This window comes from Micromonospora sp. NPDC005367, from assembly GCF_040606825.1.
In the GTDB taxonomy this organism is placed as follows: Bacteria; Actinomycetota; Actinomycetes; order Mycobacteriales; family Micromonosporaceae; genus Micromonospora.
Genome location: NZ_JBEXFP010000010.1, coordinates 59,104 through 83,158, shown reverse-complemented (window position 1 = coordinate 83,158; position 24,055 = coordinate 59,104). Strand labels below are relative to the sequence as shown.

General features: G+C 73.2%; 17 protein-coding genes. 10 read left to right on the top strand and 7 right to left on the bottom strand.

Going from position 1 to position 24,055, the window contains the following annotated elements; all coding sequences use genetic code 11:
• The first annotated feature begins 24 nt into the window (after positions 1-24).
• The 3 genes from ABZS42_RS10025 to purE all read left to right on the top strand — a co-directional run bounded on the left by ABZS42_RS10025 (position 25) and on the right by purE (position 3,928).
• Complete coding sequence (locus tag ABZS42_RS10025; protein ID WP_355143606.1) at positions 25-2,067, top strand: thioredoxin domain-containing protein; 2,043 nt, start codon at positions 25-27, stop codon at positions 2,065-2,067.
• Between the two features lie 131 nt (positions 2,068-2,198).
• On the top strand, positions 2,199-3,374 hold the full coding sequence (locus ABZS42_RS10020; RefSeq protein WP_355143604.1) for a 5-(carboxyamino)imidazole ribonucleotide synthase: 1,176 nt from the start codon (positions 2,199-2,201) through the stop codon (positions 3,372-3,374).
• A gap of 53 nt (positions 3,375-3,427) precedes the next feature.
• On the top strand, positions 3,428-3,928 hold the full coding sequence (gene purE, locus ABZS42_RS10015; protein ID WP_355143749.1) for a 5-(carboxyamino)imidazole ribonucleotide mutase: 501 nt from the start codon (positions 3,428-3,430) through the stop codon (positions 3,926-3,928).
• A gap of 257 nt (positions 3,929-4,185) precedes the next feature.
• On the opposite strand, the gene ABZS42_RS10010 is transcribed toward purE, so the two are convergent.
• Both ABZS42_RS10010 and ABZS42_RS10005 read right to left on the bottom strand, forming a co-directional pair.
• The gene (locus ABZS42_RS10010) at positions 4,186-9,096 is read right to left on the bottom strand and encodes a permease (RefSeq protein WP_355143602.1); all 4,911 of its coding nucleotides are present in this window, start codon (positions 9,094-9,096) and stop codon (positions 4,186-4,188) included.
• 162 nt (positions 9,097-9,258) lie between these two features.
• Positions 9,259-10,686, bottom strand: a complete 1,428-nt coding sequence (locus ABZS42_RS10005; RefSeq protein ID WP_355143600.1) for a UDP-glucose/GDP-mannose dehydrogenase family protein — start codon at positions 10,684-10,686, stop codon at positions 9,259-9,261.
• 245 nt (positions 10,687-10,931) lie between these two features.
• Here ABZS42_RS10005 and ABZS42_RS10000 point away from each other — a divergent pair, with 245 nt between their 5' ends.
• On the top strand, positions 10,932-12,095 hold the full coding sequence (locus tag ABZS42_RS10000; RefSeq protein WP_355143598.1) for an acyl-CoA dehydrogenase family protein: 1,164 nt from the start codon (positions 10,932-10,934) through the stop codon (positions 12,093-12,095).
• Between the two features lie 80 nt (positions 12,096-12,175).
• Here ABZS42_RS10000 and ABZS42_RS09995 read toward each other — a convergent pair whose 3' ends face one another.
• Positions 12,176-12,829, bottom strand: coding sequence for a hypothetical protein (locus tag ABZS42_RS09995; protein ID WP_355143596.1), 654 nt, complete (start codon positions 12,827-12,829; stop codon positions 12,176-12,178).
• A 23-nt stretch (positions 12,830-12,852) separates the two neighbouring features.
• Here ABZS42_RS09995 and ABZS42_RS09990 point away from each other — a divergent pair, with 23 nt between their 5' ends.
• Together ABZS42_RS09990 and ABZS42_RS09985 are read left to right on the top strand one after the other, a co-directional pair.
• Complete coding sequence (locus ABZS42_RS09990; RefSeq protein WP_076471207.1) at positions 12,853-13,371, top strand: acyl-CoA thioesterase; 519 nt, start codon at positions 12,853-12,855, stop codon at positions 13,369-13,371.
• A gap of 266 nt (positions 13,372-13,637) precedes the next feature.
• On the top strand, positions 13,638-15,623 hold the full coding sequence (locus ABZS42_RS09985) for an acetoacetate--CoA ligase (protein WP_355143594.1): 1,986 nt from the start codon (positions 13,638-13,640) through the stop codon (positions 15,621-15,623).
• Between the two features lie 81 nt (positions 15,624-15,704).
• On the opposite strand, the gene ABZS42_RS09980 is transcribed toward ABZS42_RS09985, so the two are convergent.
• A complete protein-coding gene (locus ABZS42_RS09980) occupies positions 15,705-16,394 on the bottom strand; it encodes a TIGR03089 family protein (RefSeq protein ID WP_355143592.1) in 690 nt (229 codons plus the stop codon).
• 151 nt (positions 16,395-16,545) lie between these two features.
• On the opposite strand from ABZS42_RS09980, the gene ABZS42_RS09975 reads away from it, so the two are divergent.
• Positions 16,546-17,691, top strand: coding sequence for a glycosyltransferase family 1 protein (locus ABZS42_RS09975; RefSeq protein WP_355143590.1), 1,146 nt, complete (start codon positions 16,546-16,548; stop codon positions 17,689-17,691).
• A gap of 52 nt (positions 17,692-17,743) precedes the next feature.
• The gene (locus tag ABZS42_RS09970; protein WP_355143588.1) at positions 17,744-18,832 is read left to right on the top strand and encodes a sugar phosphate nucleotidyltransferase; all 1,089 of its coding nucleotides are present in this window, start codon (positions 17,744-17,746) and stop codon (positions 18,830-18,832) included.
• On the opposite strand, the gene ABZS42_RS09965 is transcribed toward ABZS42_RS09970, so the two are convergent.
• Positions 18,801-19,403, bottom strand: coding sequence for an NUDIX hydrolase (locus tag ABZS42_RS09965; protein ID WP_355143747.1), 603 nt, complete (start codon positions 19,401-19,403; stop codon positions 18,801-18,803). The genes ABZS42_RS09970 and ABZS42_RS09965 overlap by 32 nt on opposite strands.
• A gap of 369 nt (positions 19,404-19,772) precedes the next feature.
• On the opposite strand from ABZS42_RS09965, the gene ABZS42_RS09960 reads away from it, so the two are divergent.
• A complete protein-coding gene (locus tag ABZS42_RS09960; RefSeq protein ID WP_355143586.1) occupies positions 19,773-20,762 on the top strand; it encodes a winged helix-turn-helix domain-containing protein in 990 nt (329 codons plus the stop codon).
• A gap of 133 nt (positions 20,763-20,895) precedes the next feature.
• On the opposite strand, the gene ABZS42_RS09955 is transcribed toward ABZS42_RS09960, so the two are convergent.
• Complete coding sequence (locus tag ABZS42_RS09955; protein WP_355143584.1) at positions 20,896-21,981, bottom strand: coenzyme F420-0:L-glutamate ligase; 1,086 nt, start codon at positions 21,979-21,981, stop codon at positions 20,896-20,898.
• Positions 21,978-22,925, bottom strand: a complete 948-nt coding sequence (gene cofD / locus ABZS42_RS09950; RefSeq protein WP_355143582.1) for a 2-phospho-L-lactate transferase — start codon at positions 22,923-22,925, stop codon at positions 21,978-21,980. Before cofD ends, ABZS42_RS09955 begins: the two co-directional genes overlap by 4 nt.
• Before the next feature lie 99 nt (positions 22,926-23,024).
• Here cofD and ABZS42_RS09945 point away from each other — a divergent pair, with 99 nt between their 5' ends.
• Positions 23,025-23,951: a hypothetical protein gene (locus ABZS42_RS09945; protein ID WP_355143580.1), complete on the top strand. Its 927-nt coding sequence runs from the start codon at positions 23,025-23,027 to the stop codon at positions 23,949-23,951.
• The last annotated feature ends 104 nt before the right edge of the window (positions 23,952-24,055 follow it).

Sequence of the window (24,055 nt, the reverse complement as noted above, 5' to 3'; positions counted from 1 at the left end):
TCCCGCGGTGGTTATGGTCGTCGGGTGAATCGACTCGCCGAGGCCACGAGCCCGTACCTGCTCCAGCACGCCGACAACCCGGTCGACTGGTGGCCGTGGACCGAGGAGGCGTTCGCCGAGGCGCGCCGGCGCGACGTACCCGTGATCATCTCGGTCGGCTACGCCGCCTGCCACTGGTGCCACGTGATGGCGCACGAGTCGTTCGAGGACGAGTCCGTCGCCGCCCTCATGAACGCCGACTTCGTCTCGATCAAGGTGGACCGGGAGGAGCGCCCGGACGTCGACGCCGTCTACATGACCGCCACGCAGGCCATGACCGGCCACGGCGGCTGGCCGATGACCGTCTTCGCCACGCCCGACGGCACCCCGTTCTTCTGCGGCACGTACTTCCCGAAGCCCAACTTCCTCCGGCTGCTCCAGTCGGTCACCACCGCCTGGCGCGACCAGCGGGACGACGTGGTGCGCCAGGGGGCCGCGGTGGTCGAGGCGATCGGTGGCGCCCAGGCCGTGGGCGGCCCCACGACGCCGCTGGAGGTCGACCTGCTCGACGCCGCGGCCGGGCAGCTCGCCGATGAGTACGACGAGACGCACGGCGGGTTCGGCGGCGCGCCGAAGTTCCCGCCGCACATGAACCTGCTGTTCCTGCTCCGCCACTACCAGCGCACCGGCTCGGCCCGGAGCCTGGAGATCGTCCGGCACACCTGCGAGGCGATGGCTCGGGGCGGTATCTACGACCAACTGGCCGGCGGTTTCGCCCGGTATTCGGTGGACGCGCACTGGACCGTGCCGCACTTCGAGAAGATGCTCTACGACAACGCGCTGCTGCTGCGGGTGTACACCCAGCTCTGGCGACTGACCGGAGACCGGCTGGCCCGGCGGGTGGCCCGGGACATCGCCCGGTTCCTCGCCGACGAACTGCACCGGCCCGGCGAGGGGTTCGCCTCCGCGCTGGACGCGGACACCCAGGGCGTCGAGGGCCTCACCTACGTCTGGACGCCGGCACAGCTCGTCGAGGCGCTCGGTGAGGAGGACGGCCGCTGGGCCGCCGACCTGTTCGGCGTCACCGCCGACGGCACCTTCGAGCACGGCACCAGCGTGCTCAAACTGGCCCGTGACGTGGACGACGCCGACCCCGAGGTGCGCGCCCGCCGGCAGGGTGTCGTCGGCCGGCTGCTGGCCGCCCGGGACACTCGCCCGCAGCCGGCCCGGGACGACAAGGTGGTGGCGTCCTGGAACGGGTTGGCGATCACCGCGATCGCCGAGTTCCAGCAGGTGGCCAGGCTCTACGCGAATCCGGACGACGAGGACGCGAACCTGATGGAGGGCGTCGTCATCGTCGCCGACGGCGCGATGCGGGACACCGCCGAGCACCTGGCGACCGCGCACATCGTGGGCGGGCGGCTGCGCCGCGTCTCCCGTGGCGGGGTCGTCGGTGCCCCCGCCGGCGTACTCGAGGACTACGGCTGCGTCGCCGAGGCGTTCTGCGCGATGCACCAGCTGACCGGTGAGGGGCGCTGGCTGGAACTGGCGGGGCAGTTGCTCGACGTGGCGCTGGAGCGGTTCGCGGCACCGGGCGGCGGTTTCTACGACACCGCCGACGATGCCGAGCGGCTGGTCACGAGGCCGGCCGACCCGACGGACAACGCCACCCCCTCCGGGCGCTCGGCGATCGTCGCGGCACTCGTGACGTACGCAGCGCTGACCGGCGCGCCCCGGTACCGGGAGGCGGCCGAGGACGCGCTGGCCACCGTCGCACCGATCGTCGCCCGACACGCCCGCTTCACCGGGTACGCGGCGGCCGTCGGTGAGGCGCTCGTCTCCGGGCCGTACGAGATCGCCGTGGTGACCGACCAGCCGGCCGACGAGCCACTGCTCTCGGCCGCGCACCGGCACGCCCCGCCCGGGGCCGTGATCGTGGCGGGTCGCAGCGACCAGCCCGGGGTGCCGCTGCTCGCCGACCGGCCGCTGGTCGACGGGCGTCCCACCGCGTACGCCTGCCGGGGTTTCGTCTGCGAGCGTCCGGTCACCGAGGTCGACGACCTGGTCGGGCAGCTCGGCCGGCGCTGAGGCGTCGGCCCCGGCCGGCGTGGCCCGGTGCTACCAGGCCACGCCGGGCAGTGCCCCGTCACGGCGGTCGAACGTGCGATTCGCCATCCGGGGCCGGTCGTGACCGGCGGCCCGGATAGGCTGGCGCCGCTATGGATTCCCGTACCGGTCTGCCTGTTGTCGGCATGGTGGGTGGCGGCCAGCTGGCCCGGATGACCCACCAGGCCGCGATCGCCCTCGGCCAGTCACTACACGTCCTCGCGCTGGCCCCGGACGACGGTGCCGCGCTGGTCGCCGCCGACGTGCAGTACGGCGATCACACCGACCTCGCGGCGCTGCGCACCTTCGCCAAGGGCTGTGACGTGGTCACCTTCGACCACGAGCACGTGCCGAACGAGCACATCCGCACCCTCGCGGCCGAAGGGGCGAAGCTCTACCCGCCGGCCGACGCGCTGCGGTACGCCCAGGACAAGCGGGCGATGCGGGAGCGGTTGACCGAGCTGGGCGCCCCGGTACCGGTCTGGCGGCCTGTCGGCGAGCCGGACGACCTGGTGGCCTTCGGTGCCGAGGTGGGCTGGCCGGTCGTGCTGAAGGCGGCCCGCGGCGGCTACGACGGCCGGGGCGTCTGGATGGTGACGGACGCGGCGCAGGCGGCCGAGCTGGTTACCACGCTGCTCGCCGGGGGCACCGAGTTGATCGTCGAGGAGCGGGTGCCGCTGCGCCGGGAGTTGGCCGTGCAGGTGGCTCGCTCGCCGTTCGGGCAGGTCGCCGCCTACCCGGTGGTGGAGACCGTGCAGGTCGACGGCATCTGCGTGGAGGTGCTGGCCCCGGCGCCGGACCTGCCGGAGGAGCTGGCGCTCGCCGCCCAGCAGCTCGCCATCGACCTGGCCACCTCGCTCGGTGTGGTGGGGCTGCTCGCGGTCGAGCTGTTCGAGGTGGCCGATGCCTCGGGCAAGCCCGGCATCGTCGTCAACGAGCTGGCCATGCGCCCGCACAATTCGGGACACTGGACCATCGAGGGCTCGCGTACGTCGCAGTTCGAGCAGCACCTGCGTGCGGTGCTCGACTATCCGATGGGGGACACCTCGCTGACCGCACCGGTTGTGGTGATGGCGAACGTGCTCGGCGGTGAGCCGGGCGGGATCTCCATCGACGAGCGGCTGCACCATCTCTTCGCCGCCGAGCCGGGCGCGAAGGTGCACCTCTACGGCAAGCAGGTCCGCCCGGGTCGCAAGATCGGGCACGTCACGGTGCTCGGCGACGACCTGGCCGACGTACGGGCGCGGGCCGTGCGAGCGGCGCGCTGGTTGCGCGAGGGGCATGAGTGAACGCGAGGAGCGCACTCGCGTCCCCCGCGGAAATGAACGAGAGGCGGAACAGCGTGACCACCGTCGGGTTGATCATGGGCAGCGACTCGGACTGGCCGACCATGAAGGCCGCCGCCGAGGTCCTCGACGAGTTCGGGGTGTCCTACGAGGTCGGAGTGGTCTCCGCCCACCGCACCCCGGTGAAGATGATCGAGTACGGCCGTGCCGCCGCTGAGCGTGGCCTGAAGGTGATCATTGCGGGGGCCGGCGGTGCCGCCGCTCTGCCCGGCATGGTCGCCTCGGTGACGCCGCTGCCGGTGATCGGGGTTCCGGTGCCCCTCAAGCACCTGGACGGCATGGATTCGCTGCTCTCCATCGTCCAGATGCCGGCCGGCATCCCGGTTGCCACGGTCTCGATCGGCAACGCCCGCAACGCGGGCCTGCTCGCCGTGCGCATCCTCGGCGCCACCGACCCGGAGCTGCGTACCCGGATGGTCACCTTCCAGGAGAACCTGGAGCAGATGATCAACGAGAAGGACGCGAAGCTCCAGGCGAGCGTCAACGCGGTGGCCTGACCGGCCGCGCCGCCCCAGCCGCCGGCGGGCTCCACCGCGCCGGCGCGACCCACCGCGTCAGCGTGGACCACCGTGACCATCGCTCTGCTCAGCTGGGTGGTGCGTATCGGAGTGCAGAGCAAAGGCACCGAAGTGGGTGGCAGTCCGGCGGAGCTGCCGGTCACGGCCGGTGACCGGCCAGCGGCATCACTGACAGTCATCGCGGGAAGCTTCACATCCCGCTATCAGCCGAGCTTCCGCCCGGCGTGTCCACGGCCTCACCGCATGCCACGCAGGGCGGTCTGCAGGCGCTCCTGAGCGCGACGGCGGCGCTCGTTGCTCGCTCCGAGGACCAGCAGCAGGATGCCGACGGGGATCAGCGCCAGCCACGGCCCGAACGCGAAGAGCGCATGGATCGCGGTGATCGCGGTGACCGTGGCCCCGACGATCACGGGTGCCTGCTGCCGGCTCGACGAGCCGAAGACGAGCACCGCGACCGCCCCGAGCAGCAGCAGCACCTGCCGTAGCGTGGTCGAGCCGGTGGCCAGCACGATCGCGAGGCTCGGCACGAACGCGGCGACCAGCGCCGGGCCGTACGCCACCCAGCTGCTGAGGTCCGGGCGGTGCCGCAGCTCCAGCACTCCCACGAGCAGGGCCAGCGCGGCGAACGGCAGGGTGTACGCCTCGGGCAGCGCCACGTCGGCGACCTGCATGAGGATCCACCAGGCGCTGATCTCACAGACCACCACCGCCCAGAACAGGACTCGGCGCTCGACCGGCCGGCGGTTGGGCCGGCTGGCCGACACACCGAGCACCGCGCCCCAGGCCGCCAGCAGAGCGGCGATGTGCCGAGGTGAGTCGAACGCCAACGCCAGCGCGATGAGCGCGGCCGCGTGACCGCTCCACTCCACCGTGGCCGCCTCGCGCTGCGCCTCCGGACGACGCAGCCGGGGCAGCACGGCGGCGAAGACCTGCAAGGCGGCGCCGACCGCGAGCACGCCGAACGCCGACCAGACTGCGGCCAGCCCGGCGACGAGGCCGGCGGTCAACACGAACAGTTGCGCCATCAACGAGGCGAAGAGCCAGCCCAGGATCCGGGCACGCTGCGTGGTGCCGAAGACCGCCGCCACCGTGCCCACGCCGACCGCTCCACCCAGGGTGAAGAGAGTCAGCTCCCGGGTGGCCAGACTGCCGGCGAGCCCCGCGCCGCCCGCCGCCAGGCCGATGACGAAGACCAGCACCCGGGCGAGGCGCAGCGATCGGGCCGGCTCGACCAGCGGCGGGGGCGGAGTGAGGGCGAGCCCCAGCATCGAGATGGTGAAGACGGACAGCGCGGCGAGGACGTTCGCCGGCCAACCCCCGCCCAGCGCCGTCGGGGCGATGAGCAGCGTGACGGCCGCGCCCGGCAGCACCACCGGCACCGCCCGGGTGGGCCGACCGCCGCTGAACCCGGTGGCCGCGAGAGTCGCGGTCGCGGTGAGCAGGAGCGCGGTGAGCACGTGCGTGGAATTCACCGCGCCGGGCGGCGGGGTGAGCAGCTCCGGCGGTGGCCCCTGCCAGATCCGGGCAAGCGTGCGGTGCGGCTCGACCAGCGCCACCTCCAGGGCCTGCGCGATCGAGGCGAGCGCCAGGGCGGTGGGTAGCACGGCGGCGGCCAGTGCCCCGGCGGCCGGGCTGACCCGCCAGCGGCGCCGCTCCAGGTCGTCGGGCGATCGGCGCAGCGCCCCGTCCAGCAGCACCGACCAACGCCGTACCGGCTGCGCCGCACCGGAGGGTGGGACGGTGGCCGCGCGAACCAACTCGGCCAGTACGCCGAGCAGCGCCGCCGCGGCCGCGTAGACGCCGACCGCGAGGCCGGTGGGGAAAGCGGCCAGGGCGCTGATCGTCGCGCCGCCGGCCACGGCCACGCTGGCCCAGGGCAGATACTGCGGGATGCGGCGGCGGGTCGCTGCCACCGCTGCCAGGCCGAGGCTGGACGCGGCAAGCGCCGCGGTCAGCACCACCTGTGCCGAGTGGTCGAACTCGGCGGCCAAGGCCGCGAGCGCGCCGGGCAGGGCGAGCAACGCCGCGCCCGCGCCCGCGCCGCCGATTTGGGCCAGGTGCGGCGGCATGCCCTCGGTCTCGACGTCCTCGGTCAGCGTGCCGGCGAAATTGCGGGCCAGTACTGCCACCACCGCACCGATCAACGCGATGCTGCCCAGCACCAGCGCGGTCGTCCACGGACGGACCAGTCCCGCCCCGGCGGCGTGCAGGGCCACCACCCCGGCGACCGTCGCCCGGGACATGGCGGCCCGCGGATCGAACGACGCGGTGGCGGCCATCCCGAAGACGGCGGCGGCCATGCCGCCGACCAGCACCGGTGACCACCACGGCAGGGCGAACGCGGCCGGTGCCCCGATCGTGGCCAGCACCACGGCGACACCGGCGACGTCGTGCCTCCAAGGCGGCGGCAGTAGGACGGCGGCCGCGAGCGCGAGCAGCCCCAGGGCGACCGGCGCCTGCCAGATGGACCCCCCGGTGGGCGCCGCCGGCCAGCCGGAGAGATCTCCGTTCCAGATCGGACCGGGGGTGGCGAGCACGCCGACGCCACCGCGCAGCGCGATCCAGCCGGCAGCCAGGCCGATCAGCAGGCCACCTACGGAGACGCCGAGGATCGGGCCGCGGCGCCACTCCTCGGGCATCGCCCGAGCTGCCACGGCCACGACCAGCACCAGCGCGGCGGCAACCGCGAGCTGGCCGCCGGGGGCGAGGACGGCCGTGATTCGGACCAGCGTGGCGATCAGCGCCGCCGTCACCGCGGCGGCCGCGAGATCCGATCCGTCCAGGGTGAGGTCGGAGCGACGGCCGGCGTCGATCGACGGAGCCAGGAAGAGCAGCACCGCGGCCACCAGCAGTAGCGCGCCGACCCAGGCGTCGGCCACGGTCGCCCCGGGAGCGCCGAACGCGGCGGCGGTCACCAGCAGCGCGCCGAGCCCGGTGCCGACCGCCAGCGGTGCTGGGATGTGCCGCTGCGAGACCTGGACGATCGCCGTGTACCCGAGGGTCACGCACACCGCCAGGAATGCTGCCGCGAGTACCGGGACGGTCTCCTCGCGCAGGCTCGCCGGGGTCGGCGTCGGGTCCGCCGGGGTGGTGGCGGCGACGAAGGCGGCCACCGCACCCGGCAGGGCGAACGCCGCGCCGCCGGCGGCCCACGCGGAGACGACGTCGGCCGGTGCCGCGGCGATCCGGATCCGGGGAGCCGCCGCGACGAGTACGCCCGCCAGGAAGAGCACCACCAGCACGGCCGCGGTCAGCGTGGGACGCGCGAGGGCAGCTCCCGCCCCGAGCAGGCCCACTGCTGCCGCGCCCACCGCGTGTGCCAGCGCGGCCCGCCTGGTGCGGGCGGACAGGCCGACCGCGCCGATGCCGACTGCCGTGAGCACCATCGGCCAGGGCGCGGCGGCCCAGCTCAGGCCGAACGACGCCGGTACGGCCAGAGCGGTCAGCGCAGCTCCGGCCACCGCGAACTCGCGCCGGATCTCCGGCGGCAGGGCCAGCACCGCGGCGATGGTGAGCAGGAAGGCGCTCGCGGCCAACTGCCAGTCGGCCGGGCCGACCGCGGCGGCGAGTTCGGCGGGGTACCCGTCGAGGTCGGCGGCCCAGGCGGGCAGCGCGGCGCGCAGCGGTGCGACGCCGGCGCGTAGCGCGCTCCCGGCCACCACCAGACCGCTCACCGTGAGCGCCACCGCCGAGGCGAGTTGGGGCCCGCGCCGGGCTGCCTCCGGTACGGCCCGGACGGCCAGGCCGGTGACTGCGATGACACCTGCGATCAGCAGCAGCGCCCGGCCCGGCAGGGCCACCGAGGCGACCCGGCTCAACGCGCCGATGACGGCGAGGGTGAGGACGCCCGCGCCGAGGTCCGGCAGGGGAGGGCGGCGCAGCGCCAGAGTGCCGGCCATCCCCACGATCGCGGCGAGCAGCAGCACCAGCCCGGCACCGGTGGCGACCGGCACGGTGGTCGCCCGGAGTAGGGCGGTCACCGCGTACGCCAGCGCGACGGCGACGGCGATCCCGTGCAGCAGCCAGGTCAGCTCGCGCAGCCCGGGTACCGGACGGGGCGGCGCGTCGGCGGCCGCCGGTTCCGGTGGTGCGATGACCTCTCCGGCCTCCTCCGGGGCGCCCTCGGGACGGGTGTCGGCGGACCGTTGCCGGGGCGCGGTCGGCGGTGCCGGGGGCGTGGGCGGTGATTCCGGCAGGTCGCGCCGCACCGGGCGTTCCACGGCCACTCCGGAACGGGCCAGGCAGAGATCCAGCAGGGCGACCGCGGTCAGCGCCAGCGCCCAACCGGCCGGCCCGCTGATCCGGTCGTACGCCAGCAACGGCACCACCGGCTGGGCGGCGAGCACGGTGGCGAACCGGGGTGCGCGCAGCCCCGTCCAGGCGGCGTAGCCGATCGAGACGGCGGTGGTCGCCAGGAAGATCAACCCGGCGAAGACCGCGCCGGAGGCGCCGCCGTCGCCGATCCGGTCCACCGCCCAGAGCGCGTACCCGGCGAGAGGCACCAGCAGCAGGCCGACGGCGGCGATCGTCTCGGCGGTGGAGGTGAGCCCGCGCCGAGCCAGCACGGGCGGCGCAAGCAGCAGCAGCACGGTCGCGACGAGCAGGACGCCGAGGCGTACGAGCGCGTCCATCGAACTCGTCGCCACCGCGGCGAAGACCACTGCGGCGACGGCGAGCAGCAACGCGCCCAGCCCGAGCGGGATGTTCTGCACCTCCCGCGAGGACGCCTCCGGCGGGTGCTCCCGATCGTCGACGTCCAACCAGGTCACCGGCGGTGGTGGCGGTGGCGGTTCGGCGGACCCGGGCGGGGTGCCCTGCCGGGGGACCCGAGGCGGCGCGCCGGTGGTGGCGGTCGGCGGACGTCGGCCGGGGCGACGGCGGAGCACCCGGCGCGGTCGGGTCGCCTGCTTGGTGCGCTCCTCGCCGGCGTGCGCGAGGATGTCCCGCTGGAAGAGCGCGGCCTGCATCTTCGCGGCGATCTGCCGCTGCTCACGGGCGATGGCGACTTCGCGCGCCTTCATCTCCGCGATGGAGCGCTCGATCTCCGCCAGGTGTTCGACCCACTGTGGCTGTTCGGCGCCGCAGTGCGGGCACCGGTCGGCCGGTTTGATCTCCCGATCGCACGACGAGCACTGAAAGGTCGCCACGACACCCCTCCACCCGCACTGTGGACCTTCACTGTCGCAGCATGCCCAAATCCGGCGCGATTTTCGACAGTTGTCGGCGGGTTCAGGACAAACGAGCCTTCCGGCAAAAGGCAACGGCCGGCCGCGGAGGAACTCCGCGACCGGCCGTCGTGGCCGTCTCGGTCAGGGGCGACCCATGCCCCGGTACTCCCAGCCGGCCTGCGTCCACATTGCCGCGTCGAGGCAGTTGCGCCCGTCGACGACCTTCCGGCCGGAGACCAGTTCGCCGAGGGCGACCGGGTCGGCGTTGCGGAAGTCGGCCCACTCGGTGAGCACGCAGACCAGGTCCGCGCCGGTCACGGCGTCGGTCATGCTGGCCTCGTAGATCAGCTCGGGCATGGCCCGGCGGGCGTTCTCCATGCCCGCCGGGTCGAAGACGTGCACCTCTGCGCCGGCCTTGCGCAGCAGCCCGGCCACGGCGAGCGCCGGGGCGTCGCGTACGTCGTCGGTGTTGGGCTTGAAGGTGGCGCCGAGCACGGCGATCCGGGTGCCGGAGAGGTCCGGTCCGGCGGGCCCGGTCCGGCGGCCGAGCAGGTCCGCGGCGAGCTGGAGGACGCGGGTACGGCGGCGAAGGTTGATCAGGTCGACCTCGTGCAGGAAACGCAACGCCTCACCCGCGCCCAGCTCCTGGGCCCGGGCCTGGAAGGCGCGGATGTCCTTGGGCAGGCACGCCCCACCGAAGCCGAGACCGGCCTGGAGGAACCGGTTGCCGATCCGCGGGTCGAAGCCGATCGCCCGGGCGAGCTGGGTGACGTCACCGCCGGCGACCTCGCACACCTCGGCCATCGCGTTGATGAACGAGATCTTGGTGGCGAGGAAGGCGTTCGCGGCGACCTTGACCAGCTCGGCGGTGGCGAAGTCGGTCACCACCAGCGGCACCTCGCGGTCCTCGGTGGCGGCCAGGTCGAAGACGCCCTTGTGCGCGGCGTAGAGCATCCCGTTGGCCCACTCGCTCTTCACGCCGACCACGATCCGGTTGGGGCGCAGCACGTCGTCGACGGCGAAGCCCTCCTGGAGGAACTCCGGGCTCCACGCGACCTCGACGCCGAGGTCGGCCGGGGTGTGCTTGCCGACGAGCTGCTCAACCCAATCGGCGGTGCCGACCGGCACCGTCGACTTGCCGACGATCAGCGCCTTGCGGGTGAGGTGCTGCGCGAGGCCGGTCACCGACGCCTCGACGTACGACAGGTCGGCGCCCATGCCGTCGGCGCGCTGCGGTGTGCCGACGCAGATGAAGTGCACGTCACCGAAGTCGGCGGTCTCGGCGATGTCGGTGCTGAACCGCAGCCGGCCGGCCGCGAGGTTGCGCCGGAGCAGCTCGTCGAGGCCCGGCTCGTGGATCGGCACCTGGCCCGCGTTGAGCATCGCGATCTTGTCGGCGTCGACGTCGAAGCCGAGCACCTCGTAGCCCAGTTCGGCGTAGCAGATGGCGTAGGTCGCACCGAGGTAGCCGGTGCCGAGGAAGGTCACCCGAGGCCGGGCGGCGCCCGACGGCGGCGTCACCGTGGCGATGGGGGGCACCGGCTGGCTGCTTGGGTACGGAATCGTCACGCCTGTCTTCTCCGCTCGCACTGGGCGGCGCTGCGTCGCGTCGCTACTGCTGCGGCGCCTGGCCGGGCACCGGAGGGAACTGCTCGTCTTTATATGGTCGCCGGGCGGCGGCGGTACCCGTCGAGGACGAGCGTACGCCGCGGTAACTTGTACCTGAACCTTGGTCGCTATCCTTCAGTCTGCGCCGTCCGCGGTCAGGAGACCGTACAGACTGCGCATGATAGCGGTGAAGGGGAGGGGCCGGCATGGCCGTAGAGGAGTCGTTCGACGTCTACCGGTTGCCCGAGGAGCACGAGGCGATCCGTGAGGCGGTCCGGGAGGTCTGCGCGGCGAAGGTGGCTCCCAACGCCGCCGAGGCTGACGAGACCGGCGAGTTCCCCAAGGCGTCCTACGACGCGTTGCGCGCGGCGGACTTCCACGCGCCACACATCCCGATCGAGTACGGCGGCGCCGGTGCGGACGCGCTGGCCACCGCGATCGTGATCGAGGAGGTGGCCCGGGCCTGCGCCGCGTCCTCGTTGATCCCGGCGGTGAACAAGCTCGGCACGATGCCGCTGCTGCTGGCCGGCTCCGAGGAGCTCAAGCGTCGCTACCTGACCGCGGTGGCGAGCGGCGACGCGATGTTCTCGTACTGCCTCTCGGAGCCGGAGGCCGGTAGCGACGCGGCGTCGATGACCACCCGGGCGGTTCGTGACGGGGATCACTGGGTGCTCAACGGCGTGAAGCGGTGGATCACCAACGCAGGGCTGTCGGAGTACTACACCGTCTTCGCGGTCACCGACCCGACGGCCCGGTCGAAGGGCATCTCCGCGTTCGTGGTGGAGAAGTCGGACTCGGGCGTGAGCTTCGGCGCTCCGGAGAAGAAGCTCGGGATCAAGGGCTCCCCGACGCGCGAGGTCTACCTCGACAACGTGCGGATCCCGGCGGACCGGATGATCGGCGCCGAGGGGACCGGTTTCGCCACCGCTATGCGCACCCTGGACCACACCCGGGTCACCATCGCCGCTCAGGCGCTCGGCATCGCCCAGGGCGCACTCGACTACGCCAAGGGCTACATCCAGGAGCGCAAGCAGTTCGGCAAGGCGGTCGCCGAGTTCCAGGGTGTCCAGTTCATGCTCGCCGACATGGGCATGAAGCTGGAGGCGGCCCGGCAGCTGACGTACGCGGCGGCGGGCAAGTCCGAGCGCGGCGACGCCGACCTCACCTACTTCGGCGCGGCGGCCAAGTGCTTCGCCTCGGACGCCGCCATGGCGATCACCACGGACGCGGTACAGCTGCTCGGCGGCTACGGCTACACCAGGGACTACCCGGTCGAGCGGATGATGCGGGACGCCAAGATCACCCAGATCTACGAGGGCACCAACCAGGTGCAGCGGATCGTGATGGCCCGCCAGCTGCTGCGCGGCTGAGGCGGGGCACGCCGTCGGGGTGGACCGTCCCCGCGAACACGGGTCGGGGGCGGGCCGGGAGTGCCGGCCCGCCCACAATCTCAGCGGATGCCGGTGCTGTCCTCCGGCTTACGGGGCGGGGCCGACCAGGGCGACTCCCCGCCGGTGCGCCGGGGGAGCGGCTCGGTCGGGGTGGAGTCGGGGTAGGCCAGGGTGATCGGAGCGGCGGTGTCCCGCTCCGGTGAGGCGACCGGCGGCCAGTCGGTCAACGTGACCTCGCTGTCGGTGGTGTTCTTCTCCGCCTCGGCGGGCGTCGGCGCGTCTGCCGGTGCCGGCCAGCGCCGCCAACGCTGCAGGCTGAACGTCGCCATGATCAACATCATGCCGAGAAGGAAGAGCGTGCCGTTCTCCACCGGCAGTTGCAGGGGGAGCGGATCGCCGAACACCTTCCAGCCGTCCGGGATGGTGTCGCGTACCTCGAACGGCGCCACGAACATCCCGATGTACGGGACGACCATCAGCACCCCGGCCACCAGCGGACCGACCGGCGAGATGCGCAGCGTGCCGAGCAGGCCCAGCAGGATGCCACCGACACCGAGGTAGACGGCCGGCTCGATCAGGTTGGCCGTGTTGAACTTTCCGATCTCCACCCAGCGGCCGATCGTGCCGCTCGACCCGTCCTGCCCGAGCGTGACCAGCACCCAGGTGACAGGCGCCACCACCAAACCGGCGAGGAAGCTCCAGAGATGTCGCATCCGCGCACCGTACCGTTTTCGTCATGACCGAGCACCCCTCCACCGCGCCGGCCGGCAAGCCGACGTCGTACTCCCGGGTCACCTTGAGCCGGATCATGACCGCCGTGGACGTCAACCTGTACGGCACCGTCCACGGCGGCGTGCTGATGAAGTTCGTGGACGACGTGGCCGGAGCAGCCGCCGCCCGGCACAGTGGCGGCACGGCGGTGACCGCCGCGATCGACGAGATCGTCTTCTCCGAGCCGGTCCGGGTCGGTGACCTGTTGCACGCGCACGCCCAGGTGAACTGGACCGGTCACAGCTCCATGGAGGTCGGTGTCCGGGTCGTGGCCGAGCGGTGGGACTCGGCCGAGGACGAGCCGATCCGGGTCGCCACCGCGTACCTGGTGTTCGTCAGCGTCGACGTGGGCGGCGCGCCGCGACCGGTGCGACCGGTGCTGCCGGAGACGACCGAGGACGAGCGACGCTTCCGGGAGGCGGAGATCCGGCGAGCCCACCGCCTGGCCCGCCGCCGCGCGATCCAGGCCCACCGCGCCGGCTGACCTGCGAGGAGGCCGCCCCTGCCCGACCTCCGCGGCGGGCGGCGGCCAGTCGCGGTCGGTCCTCCGACGAGCACCCCCGGGGGCCCGCGAGGCGTGACGGGAGGTCCCTTCCTCGCCCCGGCCCACAGCGGGAAGCCTGTTGGCATGTGGGGCGGCCACGCCCCTTCGGAGGCGGCGGGTGCGGAGAATGGCGCTTCGACGTAGGGCAAGATGGCGCCACGGCCCATCGCACAGTGTCGTGTCCGGGGCCAGGGGAGGGCAGAGCAGTGGGTGACGTGCTGTGGACGCCGCCGGCGGACGTACGTGAGCGGTCCCGGATCGGGGGCTACCTGCGCTGGCTGCGGGAGCACCGTGGCTTGGACTTCGCCGACTACGACGCGCTGTGGCGCTGGTCGGTCACCGATCTGGAAGCGTTCTGGCGCTCGATCTGGGACCACTTCGAGGTGGTGGCGCACACTGCGCCGACCGCCACGCTGACCGGCCGGAGCATGCCCGGAGCCCGCTGGTTCCCCGGCGCCACGTTGAACTATGCCGAGAACGTGCTGCGCATGCCCGGCCTGGCCGACACCGATCCCGCGGTCATCGCGCACGGCCAGACCCGTGCGCCGGTCACCCTGACCGCCGTCGAACTGCGCGAACAGGTCCGGCGGGTGGCGGCGGGACTGCGCCGGCTGGGGGTCACCGCGGGCGATCGGGTGGCCGCGTACGCGCCGAACATCCCGGAGACGTACGTACTGCTGCTCGCCGCGAGCAGTCTCGGCGCGATCTTCACCTCCTGCGCGCCCGAGTTCGGCACGCGCAGCGTCACCGACCGTTGGCAGCAGATCCAGCCGACGGTGCTGGTCGCGGTCGACGGCTACCGGTACGGCGAGAAGGCGGTGGACCGCCGTGCCGAGGTCGCCGCGATCCGGGCCGCGCTGCCGTCACTGCGGCACACCGTCGGCATCGGCTACCTCGACCCGGCGGCTGTGCCCGAGGGAGCGACGTCCTGGGCGGAGCTGGCCGCGCCGACCGACGAGCCGTTGACCTTCACCCCGGTCGCCTTCGACCACCCGCTCTACGTGCTCTACTCCTCCGGCACCACCGGGCTGCCCAAGCCGATCGTGCACGGGCATGGGGGGATCCTGCTGGAGCACCTGAAGATGCTCGCCCTGCACCACGACCTGGGCCCCGGCGACCGGTTCTTCTGGTTCACCACCACCGGCTGGATGATGTGGAACTTCCTGGTCTCCGGACCGGCGGTGGGTGCGGCGATCGTGCTGTTCGACGGCAACCCGGGTCACCCCGACCTCGGCGCGCTGTGGCGGTTGGCGGAGGAGACCGGCACCACGTACTTCGGCACCTCCGCGCCGTTCCTGCTGGCCTGCCGCAAGGCCGGCCTGGTGCCGAAGGAGATCGCCGACCTCTCCGCGCTGCGCGGCCTCGGCTCCACCGGCGCGCCGCTGCCGGCCGAGGGCTTCACCTGGGTGTACGAGACGGTCGGCGAACGCCTTCAGCTCCAGTCCCTCTCCGGTGGCACCGACGTCTGCACGGGATTCGTGGGCGGGGTGCCGCTGCTTCCCGTGCACTCCGGCGAGATCACCTGCCGGGCCCTCGGCGCGAAGGTCGAGGCGCGCTCGGCCGACGGCACCGCGGTCCTCGACGAGCTGGGCGAACTGGTGATCACCGAACCGATGCCGAGCATGCCGGTGGGCTTCTGGAACGACGTGGACGGCTCCCGCTACCGGGAGGCGTACTTCGACGTCTATCCGGGGGTCTGGCGGCACGGGGACTGGATCACGATCAACTCGCGGGGCGGCTGTGTGATCACCGGGCGCTCCGACGCCACTCTCAACCGGGGCGGCGTACGGCTCGGCACCGCCGAGTTCTACTCCGTCGTGGAGGGGCTGGACGAGGTCGTCGACTCGGTGGTCGTGCACCTGGAGGACGACCAGGGCGGTGCCGGTGAGCTGCTGCTGTTCGTGGTGCTCGCCGACGGGTTGGAGCTGGACGACGAGCTGCGGAAGAAGATCAGCCGCGAGCTGCGTACCGCGCTGTCGCCGCGGCACGTCCCCGACGAGATCCATCAGGTGCGGGCGGTGCCGCGCACGCTGTCGGCGAAGAAGCTCGAGGTGCCGGTCAAGAAGATCCTCACCGGCACCCCGGTGGACCGCGCCGCGGCCAAGGGGGCCCTGGCCAACCCGGAGTCGCTCACGGCCTTCGCGCAGCTCGCCCAACGTCGCGCCCCGCAGGACCAGGCCACCCCCGCCTGACGCCCGGGCTCCCCGCCCCTCGGCGTGCCGCAGGCCCGCAGTCGTCGGGCGGCGGGGTGACGCGGAGGGGCGTGCGGCCCGTCAGGTCACGGTTCGGGTGATTTTTTCCGCCGTCAGGCGGTCGGCGACGCGGGCCTGGTCCAGGTTGCCGCAGAGGACGACGCTGGCGCCGACCGTGAGTGGCGCGAGCAGCCACTCCACCGGCTCGGGGTGCCGAGCCGCGTCGATCAGTACCCGGTCGCCCTCGACCAGGCCGAACTCCGTCGCGCGGGCCCGTGCCCGCCCGAGCAGCTGCGCGTCGGCCGGGCCGCCCGCGCCGTGCGAGGTGAAGTGGTCGCCGTGGCCACGCACCTCGACCACGTAGTCGGCGAAACCGGCGGGCACCTCCCGCAGCGGCAGGGCGAACGGGTCGAGCGCGAGCGCGTACCGCTCGTCCGCCGGCCAGGCGTCCGCCTCCGTCACCCGGTCCAGGGCGGCGAAGAGCACCTCGACCGGGCCGGGCGCCTCGACCACGGTGAGCCCGGCGGACCAGCAGCCGAGCAGCACCGCGGCGGTCTGCCAGTGCGGCGGTAGGAGCACCGCGGCGGTGTCGTCGGGCCCCACGGCGGCCCCGTCGACCAGCAGGTTGGCCGTCTTGGCCACCCAGTTGGCCAGCGTGGCGCCGGACAGTTCGGTGCGCTCGCCGGAGGCGTCGTCGTACCAGGTGAGCAACGGTCGGGTCGGATCGGGTGCGATCGCGTCGGCGAAGACCCGGGCAATGTTCTCGGCCATCGGCGCGAACGATACGCCGCCACGGTATGCACCTGACGACGATGACAAGTACGCATACCGTCGGGTCGCAGTCAGCGTCGGCGGCGGGCTCCGGCGTAGGCTTGCGGCCGGAGTGTTGTTCCCCACAGACCCGCCAGCAAGGAGTCGCCCCGTGACCGCCGGTCGCCCGCCCCGCGTGCTCATCGACGCCACGAGTGTCCCCGCCGACCGTGGCGGCGTCGGGAGATACGTCGACGGCCTGCTCGGGGCGCTGGGCAAGGTCTGCGGGTCGGGTGTGGATCTGGCCGTCGTCAGCCTCCGCACCGACCTCGAGCGCTACTCCCGGATGTTGCCGGGCGCCGAGATCGTGCCCGCGCCGGCGGCTGTGGCACACCGGCCGGCCCGGCTCGCCTGGGAGCAGACGGGATTGCCGCTGCTGGCCCAGCAGCTCGCCGCGCAGGTGCTGCACTCTCCCTTCTACACGTGTCCGCTGCGTGCGGGCTGTCCCGTCACGGTGACCGTGCACGACGCGACGTTCTTCACCGAGCCCGAGCACTACGACAAGTCCCGCCGCACGTTCTTCCGCAGCGCCATCAAGACGTCGCTGCGCCGGGCCGATCGGGTGATCGTGCCGAGCAAGGCCACCCGGGACGAGCTGATCCGCCTGCTGGACGCCGACCCGACCCGGATCGACGTCGCCTACCACGGGGTCGACCACACCGCGTTCCACGCGCCCAGCGACGAGGAGAAGGCCCGCGTGCGGGCCCGGCTCGGGCTGGGCAGCAGCAACTACATCGCGTTCCTCGGTGCCAAGGAGCCGCGCAAGAACGTGCCCAACCTGATCCGGGGCTGGGCGCAGGCGGTCGCCGACCGTCCCAACCCGCCGGCGCTGGTGATCGCCGGCGGCCAGGGGCACGACGACGACATCGACCGGGCGGTCGCCGAGGTGCCTGCGCACCTGCGGCTGCTGCGTCCGGGCTACCTGCGCTACGCGGATCTGCCCGGCTTCCTCGGTGGGGCGCTGGTGGCCGCCTACCCGTCCTACGGTGAGGGTTTCGGGCTGCCGATCCTGGAGGCGATGGCCTGCGCCGCCCCGGTGCTCACCACGCCCCGGCTCTCGTTGCCCGAGGTGGGCGGTGACGCCGTGGCGTACACGAGTGAGAGCCCTGACCAGGTCGCGGCCGACCTCGCGGCGCTGCTGGACGACGAGCCGCGCCGGTTGTCGCTGGCCAAGGCGGGCTTCGACAGGGCCAAGGAGTTCACCTGGGAGTCCAGCGCCGAGGTGCACATCGCGGCCTGGAGCCGGGCGCGGTCCTGACGTCCATCGAAACCGCCGGTTCGCATGTGCGCCGTTCGGGCATGATGTGCTGATGCTCTATGCCGTCATCCCGGCGGGAGGCAGTGGCACGAGGTTGTGGCCGCTGTCCCGTGCCGGCCACCCCAAATTCCTGCATCCGCTCACCGGAACGTCCGCCTCGTTGCTACAGGCGACGGTGGAGCGGCTGGCCCCGCTGACCACACCTGAACGGACGATGGTGGTCACGGGGGCTGCGCACGTGACGGCGGTGGCACGGCAGTTGGCCGGTCTGCCGGAGGAGAACATCCTCGTCGAACCGTCGCCCCGGGACTCGTGCGCGGCCATCGCGCTGGCCGCGGCCGTGATCGCGCGGCGGGATCCGGACGCGGTGATGGGCTCCTTCGCGGCCGACCACCTGATCGGTGACCCGCTGCGCTGGGCTGAGACGGTGCGGGAGGCGATGCGCGGCGCCGAGCAGGGGCTGTTGATGACGGTCGGGATCACCCCGACCCGCGCGGAGACCGGCTACGGCTACCTGGAGTGCGGCGACCTGCTCGGCGACGGCCCGCTGCGCATGGTCGCGGAGTTCAAGGAGAAGCCCGCCGCCGATGTGGCCGAGGCATACTTCCGCTCCGGTCGGCACCTCTGGAACGCCAGCATGTTCGTCTGGCGGGTGGACGTGTTCCTCGCCGAACTGGCCCGGCAGCAGCCGGCTCTGCACGCCGGAGTGACCGCGATCTCGGCGGCGTGGGGTGATCCGGAGCAGGACGAGGTGCTGGGTGCGGTCTGGCCGACGCTGCCGAAGATCTCCGTCGACTACGCGGTCATGGAGGGTGCGGCGATGGCCGGCCGGGTGGCGACGGTCCCGGGCGACTTCGGCTGGAACGACGTCGGCGACTTCCACACGCTGGGTGACGTGCTGCCGGCGGACCACACGGGCAATGTGGTGCTCGGTGCCGCCAAGCCGGGCGTACTGCTGCGGGACAGCACCGGTCTCGTGGTGGTGCCGCACTCGGGCCGGTTGGTGGCCGCGATCGGCGTGCACGACCTCGTGGTGGTGGACACTCCCGACGCGGTGCTGGTCTGTCCCCGTGAGCGGGCGCAGGACGTCAAGGCCCTGGTGGACGAGCTCAAGGAGCGGGGCGAAGAGGACTACGTCTGAGCGTGGCGAGGGCGGGCGCCACGAGCTGGACGGTCCCGTCGGCCAGCGGCTCGGGCAGCCGCTCCGGCGGGAACCAGCCGAGCGCGGTGGACTCGTCGCTCACCTGTTCCACCGCGCCGGCCGGAGCGAGGACCGCGAACCGGACGTCGTAGTGCAGTGAGCCGCCCTGGCAGGCGACCGGGTGGATGTCCACGTCGATCGGCACCGGGTCGATCCGCAGCCCGGGGATCCCGGACTCCTCGGTGGCCTCGCGCAGCGCGGCGCCGGCGAGCGTCCGATCGCCGGGCTCGCAGTGCCCGCCGAGCTGCACCCAGCGGTGGAACTTGCCGTGCAGGCAGAGCAGTACCCGGCTGCCGGTGGCGTCCAGGACCAGCGAGCTCGCGGTGACGTGCCCCGCGCGGTGCGCCCGGCTCATCGCAACCGGTCCGGCCGCGAGCAGGGCCAGCGTGCGTTCCCGGGCGATGCCGGCGGCGGGACTGGTGGGTGCCCACCCGGTCAGCAGCGCCGTCGCGTCGGCGTGCAACGCCGCGTACGGGTCGTCGGCGTCGGCCGCGGGTGGGGCGGGCGTCATCGGCTGGCTGGGCAGGCTGTCCGGTGCGGGTGCGACGTCGGGCATCCCGACACTGTACGAGTCGACCCCGCATCGATCTCGCGAGCCGCTGGCCCGGAGGTGCCCGGGCGGGACGGCCGGGCGGCACCCCTGCGGTGCAAGGGCCGCAGACCCTCGTGGCGCCGCCCGGTCGCCGGTCCTCCCCGGCCCCGGTGCTGCGGCGGCGTCACGCAACGGACGCGCCGAGACCGGCGGGCACTGGAAGCATGCCCAATCCGGCCGGAGTACGTCGAGGTTTTTCAGCCCACGCTTAAAGATGGAGATAAGTGCCGGCCGGTAGAGTGCAAACGGTCGCCTGACACACCCCGGTCAGGCGAGCGGGAGCGCGCCATGTTGAAGATCTACTTTTCCGGCGAGGACGTCCTGCGGACCCGGGTCGCCCCGGCCGCCGATCCGGTCTGGGAGCTGGTCCTCAGTCTGCACCTCCTGCGTGGTCGCAGCCGGGACCCGATGATGGCCGCGTGGCGGCGTACGGTGGCCGGCGGGCTGCGCCGGGAGAGCGCATCCGAGCAGCTACGTCTCCTGCTCGCGTTGAATCCGCCCCAGGGATACTTCCCCGACTTCCTCACCCCGTACGCCAGCCTTGGCGGCTTCGAGGCGGGACTGGACGCGGTCCGCAGCACGCCGGCCGAGTTGTTGCGTCGTGACCTGGCCGTGCTCGCCGGCGAGAATCCGTTGCCGCCGTCGGCGTCCGCACTGGCCAGGGGGGAGCCGGAGGCGCTGCGCGCGCTGACCGACTCGATGGAGCGTTACCGGTCGGTGGCGATCAGCCCGTACTGGGGGCGGATCCAGGCGGCGGTGGAGGCCGACCGGGCGCGCCGGGCCCGGGCGGTGCTGGACGGCGGTGTGGAGGGACTGCTCGCCAGTCTGCGGCCGAACATGCGCTGGGATTCGGGCGTGCTGGAGGTGCGTGACTACCCGGACAGCCGCGAGCTGCACCTGGACGGTCGAGGGCTGCTGCTCGTGCCGTCGTTCTTCTGCGCGCGTACCCCGGTGGCGTTGCTTGACCCGGCGCTGCCGCCCGTCCTCGCGTATCCGGTGGACCGGCTGGGCGGGCTGCTGCCCTCCGGCGGCGAGGCCGGGCCGGTACCCGGGGAGGCGCTCGCCGCGCTGATCGGCCGGACGCGGGCCGCGGTGCTGGAGGCCAGCGACGACGGCTGCACCACCGGTGAGGTGGCCCGGCGGTTGAACATCTCGCCAGCGGCGGCCAGCCAGCACACGGCCGTGTTGCGCAACGCTGGACTGCTCGTCAGCCAGCGGGACCGCAACAAGGTGCTGCACACCCTGACCCCGCTGGGCCGCGCCGTCCTCGACGCCTGACCGGTGCCGTCCGGCGTCGATCGGGGGCAGGCTGGGCCGAACAGTTCGCCCGGCCGCACCGGATGCGCGACTGGGAGCAGGGGGCGCCGACCCGGCCGGCCGGTGGGCCGGCGGCGGAGCCGGCCGGGACCGGTCAGACGGCCAGGGCGGCGCTCGCGGTGCTCGCCGCCGGGGGCGGCAGGAGCAGGGACGGGATGCCCTCGACGGCCAGCGCGATACGCAGCCGGTGCAGGTCGGCGCCGAAGCGGACCAGGTCCGGACTGTTCACCGGGGTCGGCGGCGAACCGAGGATCAGCCGGGTCGCCTGCGACGGCCAACCGGTGATCGCGGCGGCCAGCCCGGGGCGTAGGTCGTCGTCGACGAGGTTGAACACGGTGCCGGGCGCGACCGTGTGTGCGACCGCGTCGATCGCCCGCCGGATGGCGTTCGGGTCGGCCGGCGTCTCACCCGGACCGTCGGCGAGGGTGGCCCCGGCGGCGAGGCCGGCAGCCCTGGCCTCGGCGGTGCCCAGCGAGAAGAGGTCTTGCGCGGCGTCGCGGACCAGCACTGCCGCGCCGGCGCCGTCGTCGTCCCGGCTGGCGCCGAGGTAGCCGCGGATCACGGCGACCGGCACCTGGTCGATCTTGCCCTTGATCAGCTCGCCGGCGCCGGCCAGCTCGTCCACCACCGCCATCTCGGTCAGGTTGAGCTCGTTGCCGTACGGGTCGGTCTCACCGCGGTGGTCGCGGATCGCGTCCATCCCGGCCACCCCGAGCGCCACGTCGGTGAGCCCGTTGCGCCACGGCCGGCCCATGGTGTCGCTGACGATCACCGCGACGTCCCGGTCGTAGCGCTCACGCAGCGCGGCGCGTAGCGCCCGGGCCGAGGCGTCCGGGTCCTTCGGCAGCAGCACGAGCCGGGTCTTGTCGACGTTCGAGGCGTCGATGCCGGCGGCGGCCATCACGAAACCGTGGTGGGTCTGCACGATCCGGGTCGCGCCCCGGCTGGCCACCACCCGGGCGGTCTCCGCGGTCAGCACCTCGTCGCGAGCGGCCTGTCGTTCGGGCCCGTCGGCTGGAATGTCCGCCAGCCTGCCCTCCGCCTTGGAGACGATCTTGCTGGTGACCACCAGCACGTCGCCGTCGCGCAGCCAGGGTGCCGCGGTCGCGATCAGCGCCGCCAGGTCGTCGCCCTCGGACACGTGGCCGATGCCCAGCACCGGCAGGATCTCCAGCTTCACTGCAACTCCACCGCGGCGCGGACCATCGCCGCCGTCGCCGCCTCGTCGGTCATCCGCAGCGGTACCGTGCGGACCGTCACGTCCGGCACCATCGTGCCCTCGTCCTCCTCGGCGACCAGCCAGCCGTCCAGCAGGCCGCCCGCCGACCGTCCGCCGTAGAGGCCACCCACCCCGGCCGCGCTGCACTCGACGCCGAGCACCGCGAGGCAGCGGTCGGCCATCCCGCGCACGGGCGCGCCGCCGATGATCGGCGAGACACCCACCACCCGGGCAGGCCCGTCGGTGACCGCCTCCCGCAGCCCGGGCACGGCCAGGATCGGCGCGATGCTCACCACCGGGTTGCTCGGCGCGACCAGCACGATGTCGGCCGACCCGATGGCGTCCAGCACCCCGGGCGCCGGCTTGGCCGTCTCCGCGCCGACGAAGACGAACCGGTGGGTCGGCACCTCGGCCCGGTGGCGTACCCACCACTCCTGGAAGTGGATCGCCCGCTGGGCGCCGTCGACGTCGACCACCGCGTGCGTCTCCAGCCGGTCGTCCGTCGCCGGCAGCAGCCGTACGCCCGGCTGCCAGCGGGTGGCCAGCGCCTCCGTGACGGCGGAGAGCGGGTAGCCGGCGCTGGTCATCGTGGTGCGCACCAGGTGCGTGGCGATGTCCTTGTCGCCCAGGCCGAACCAGGCCGGCTCCGCCCCGTACGCGGCGAGCTCCGACTTGACCGTCCAGCTCTCGCCGACCCGCCCCCAGCCCCGCTCCGGGTCGGCTCCGCCACCGAGGGTGTACATGACGCTGTCCAGGTCGGGGCAGATCTTCAGCCCGTGCAGGTACAGATCGTCGCCGACGTTGACCACCGCGGTCACCTCGGCACCCACCTGGCGGGCGTACGCGCGTACGCCGACCAGGAACCGGGCGCCTCCGATGCCACCCGCGAGAACCACGATGCGCATGCCGACCATCCTCCCGCACGCCACGCCTGCGGTCCTCCGGTGGCCCGGGAGACTAGGCTCACGTCCGGCAAACCGTCCGCCTCGCCCCTGGGAGAGCTAGTGACCAGCCCCGCCGAGCCCGCGTCCGCCGACGCGAACCGGGCCCGCCAGCTGACCAAGCCGCTACGCGAACTGGCCGCGTTCGTGCTGCTCGGCGCGAACGCCGTGTTCTTGTTCGTCGGCCTGATCCGGCTGTTGACCGGCCCCGACTACGGCACCTTCAGCGACCGTGCGGGCAGCTCCTTCTTCGCGTTCGTCGGCTTCGAGGCGGCGGCGTTGCCGCTGCTGGCCGTGCTGCTCGCCACGCACATCGAGCCGGTCCTGTCGAAGGCGAAGACGATCACCCAGGTGGCGCTGGTCGAGTACGCCGTCGGCGCCCTGTTCGGTGCGCTGACGTTCCTGATCGCGACGGTCGGGCGGCTGGCCGAGGGCGCGGTGCTCGACACCCTGCTCGGCCTGCTCACCCGGCTTGCCCAGTTGGCGCTCTTCGCGGTGGCCGTGTTCGTCGTGTACACGATCTGGCGCGCCTTCTACTACGTGCCGAAGCCCAAGCCGCAGCCCGGCGTCTACGGCTCGCCGCAGCCCGGCTGGCCGGCGCAGCCCGGTGGCTGGCCCGGTGCGGGTCAGCCCGGCGGCTACCCGGTACCCGGCCAGCCCGGCGCGTACCCGGCGCCCGGCCAGCCGAGCGGCTACCCGCAGCCCGGCCAGTACGGGCAGTACGGGCAGCCCACGCCGCCGTTCACGCCGGCGCCGCAGTCCGCTCCGCCGGCCAACGTCGCGCCGCAGTCCGCCCCGCCGGCGAACCCGGCCCCGCCGTCGGCGCCGCCGTTCGGGCAGCCGCCGTCGGCGGAGCCGACCCAGACGATTCCGCGTCAGCCGGCCGAGCCCACCCAGGCCATCCCGCGCCCGGGCGACGGCGAGAGCGACCGGACGCAGCCGATCAACCCGGGCGACGAACCGCGCAACCCCGGCGACGCGCGACCCTGACCCGCGTACACACGAATGCACAGAAAGAGTGGCCTTCCGACGCAGGAAGGCCACTCTTTCTGTGTACGTGTCCCGTCCCGCGCACGGGCGGGTGTGGCGCGCGT

What these genes read in the sequence shown, in the direction of transcription:
- ABZS42_RS10020 (WP_355143604.1), top strand. Translation starts at nt 2,199, where the DNA reads ATGGATTCCCGTACCGGTCTGCCTGTTGTCGGCATGGTGGGTGGCGGC.
- ABZS42_RS10000 (WP_355143598.1), top strand. Translation starts at nt 10,932, where the DNA reads ATGGCCGTAGAGGAGTCGTTCGACGTCTACCGGTTGCCCGAGGAGCAC.
- ABZS42_RS09995 (WP_355143596.1), bottom strand. Translation starts at nt 12,829, where the DNA reads ATGCGACATCTCTGGAGCTTCCTCGCCGGTTTGGTGGTGGCGCCTGTC.
- ABZS42_RS09990 (WP_076471207.1), top strand. Translation starts at nt 12,853, where the DNA reads ATGACCGAGCACCCCTCCACCGCGCCGGCCGGCAAGCCGACGTCGTAC.
- ABZS42_RS09980 (WP_355143592.1), bottom strand. Translation starts at nt 16,394, where the DNA reads ATGGCCGAGAACATTGCCCGGGTCTTCGCCGACGCGATCGCACCCGAT.
- ABZS42_RS09970 (WP_355143588.1), top strand. Translation starts at nt 17,744, where the DNA reads ATGCTCTATGCCGTCATCCCGGCGGGAGGCAGTGGCACGAGGTTGTGG.
- ABZS42_RS09965 (WP_355143747.1), bottom strand. Translation starts at nt 19,403, where the DNA reads ATGACGCCCGCCCCACCCGCGGCCGACGCCGACGACCCGTACGCGGCG.
- ABZS42_RS09960 (WP_355143586.1), top strand. Translation starts at nt 19,773, where the DNA reads ATGTTGAAGATCTACTTTTCCGGCGAGGACGTCCTGCGGACCCGGGTC.
- cofD (WP_355143582.1), bottom strand. Translation starts at nt 22,925, where the DNA reads ATGCGCATCGTGGTTCTCGCGGGTGGCATCGGAGGCGCCCGGTTCCTG.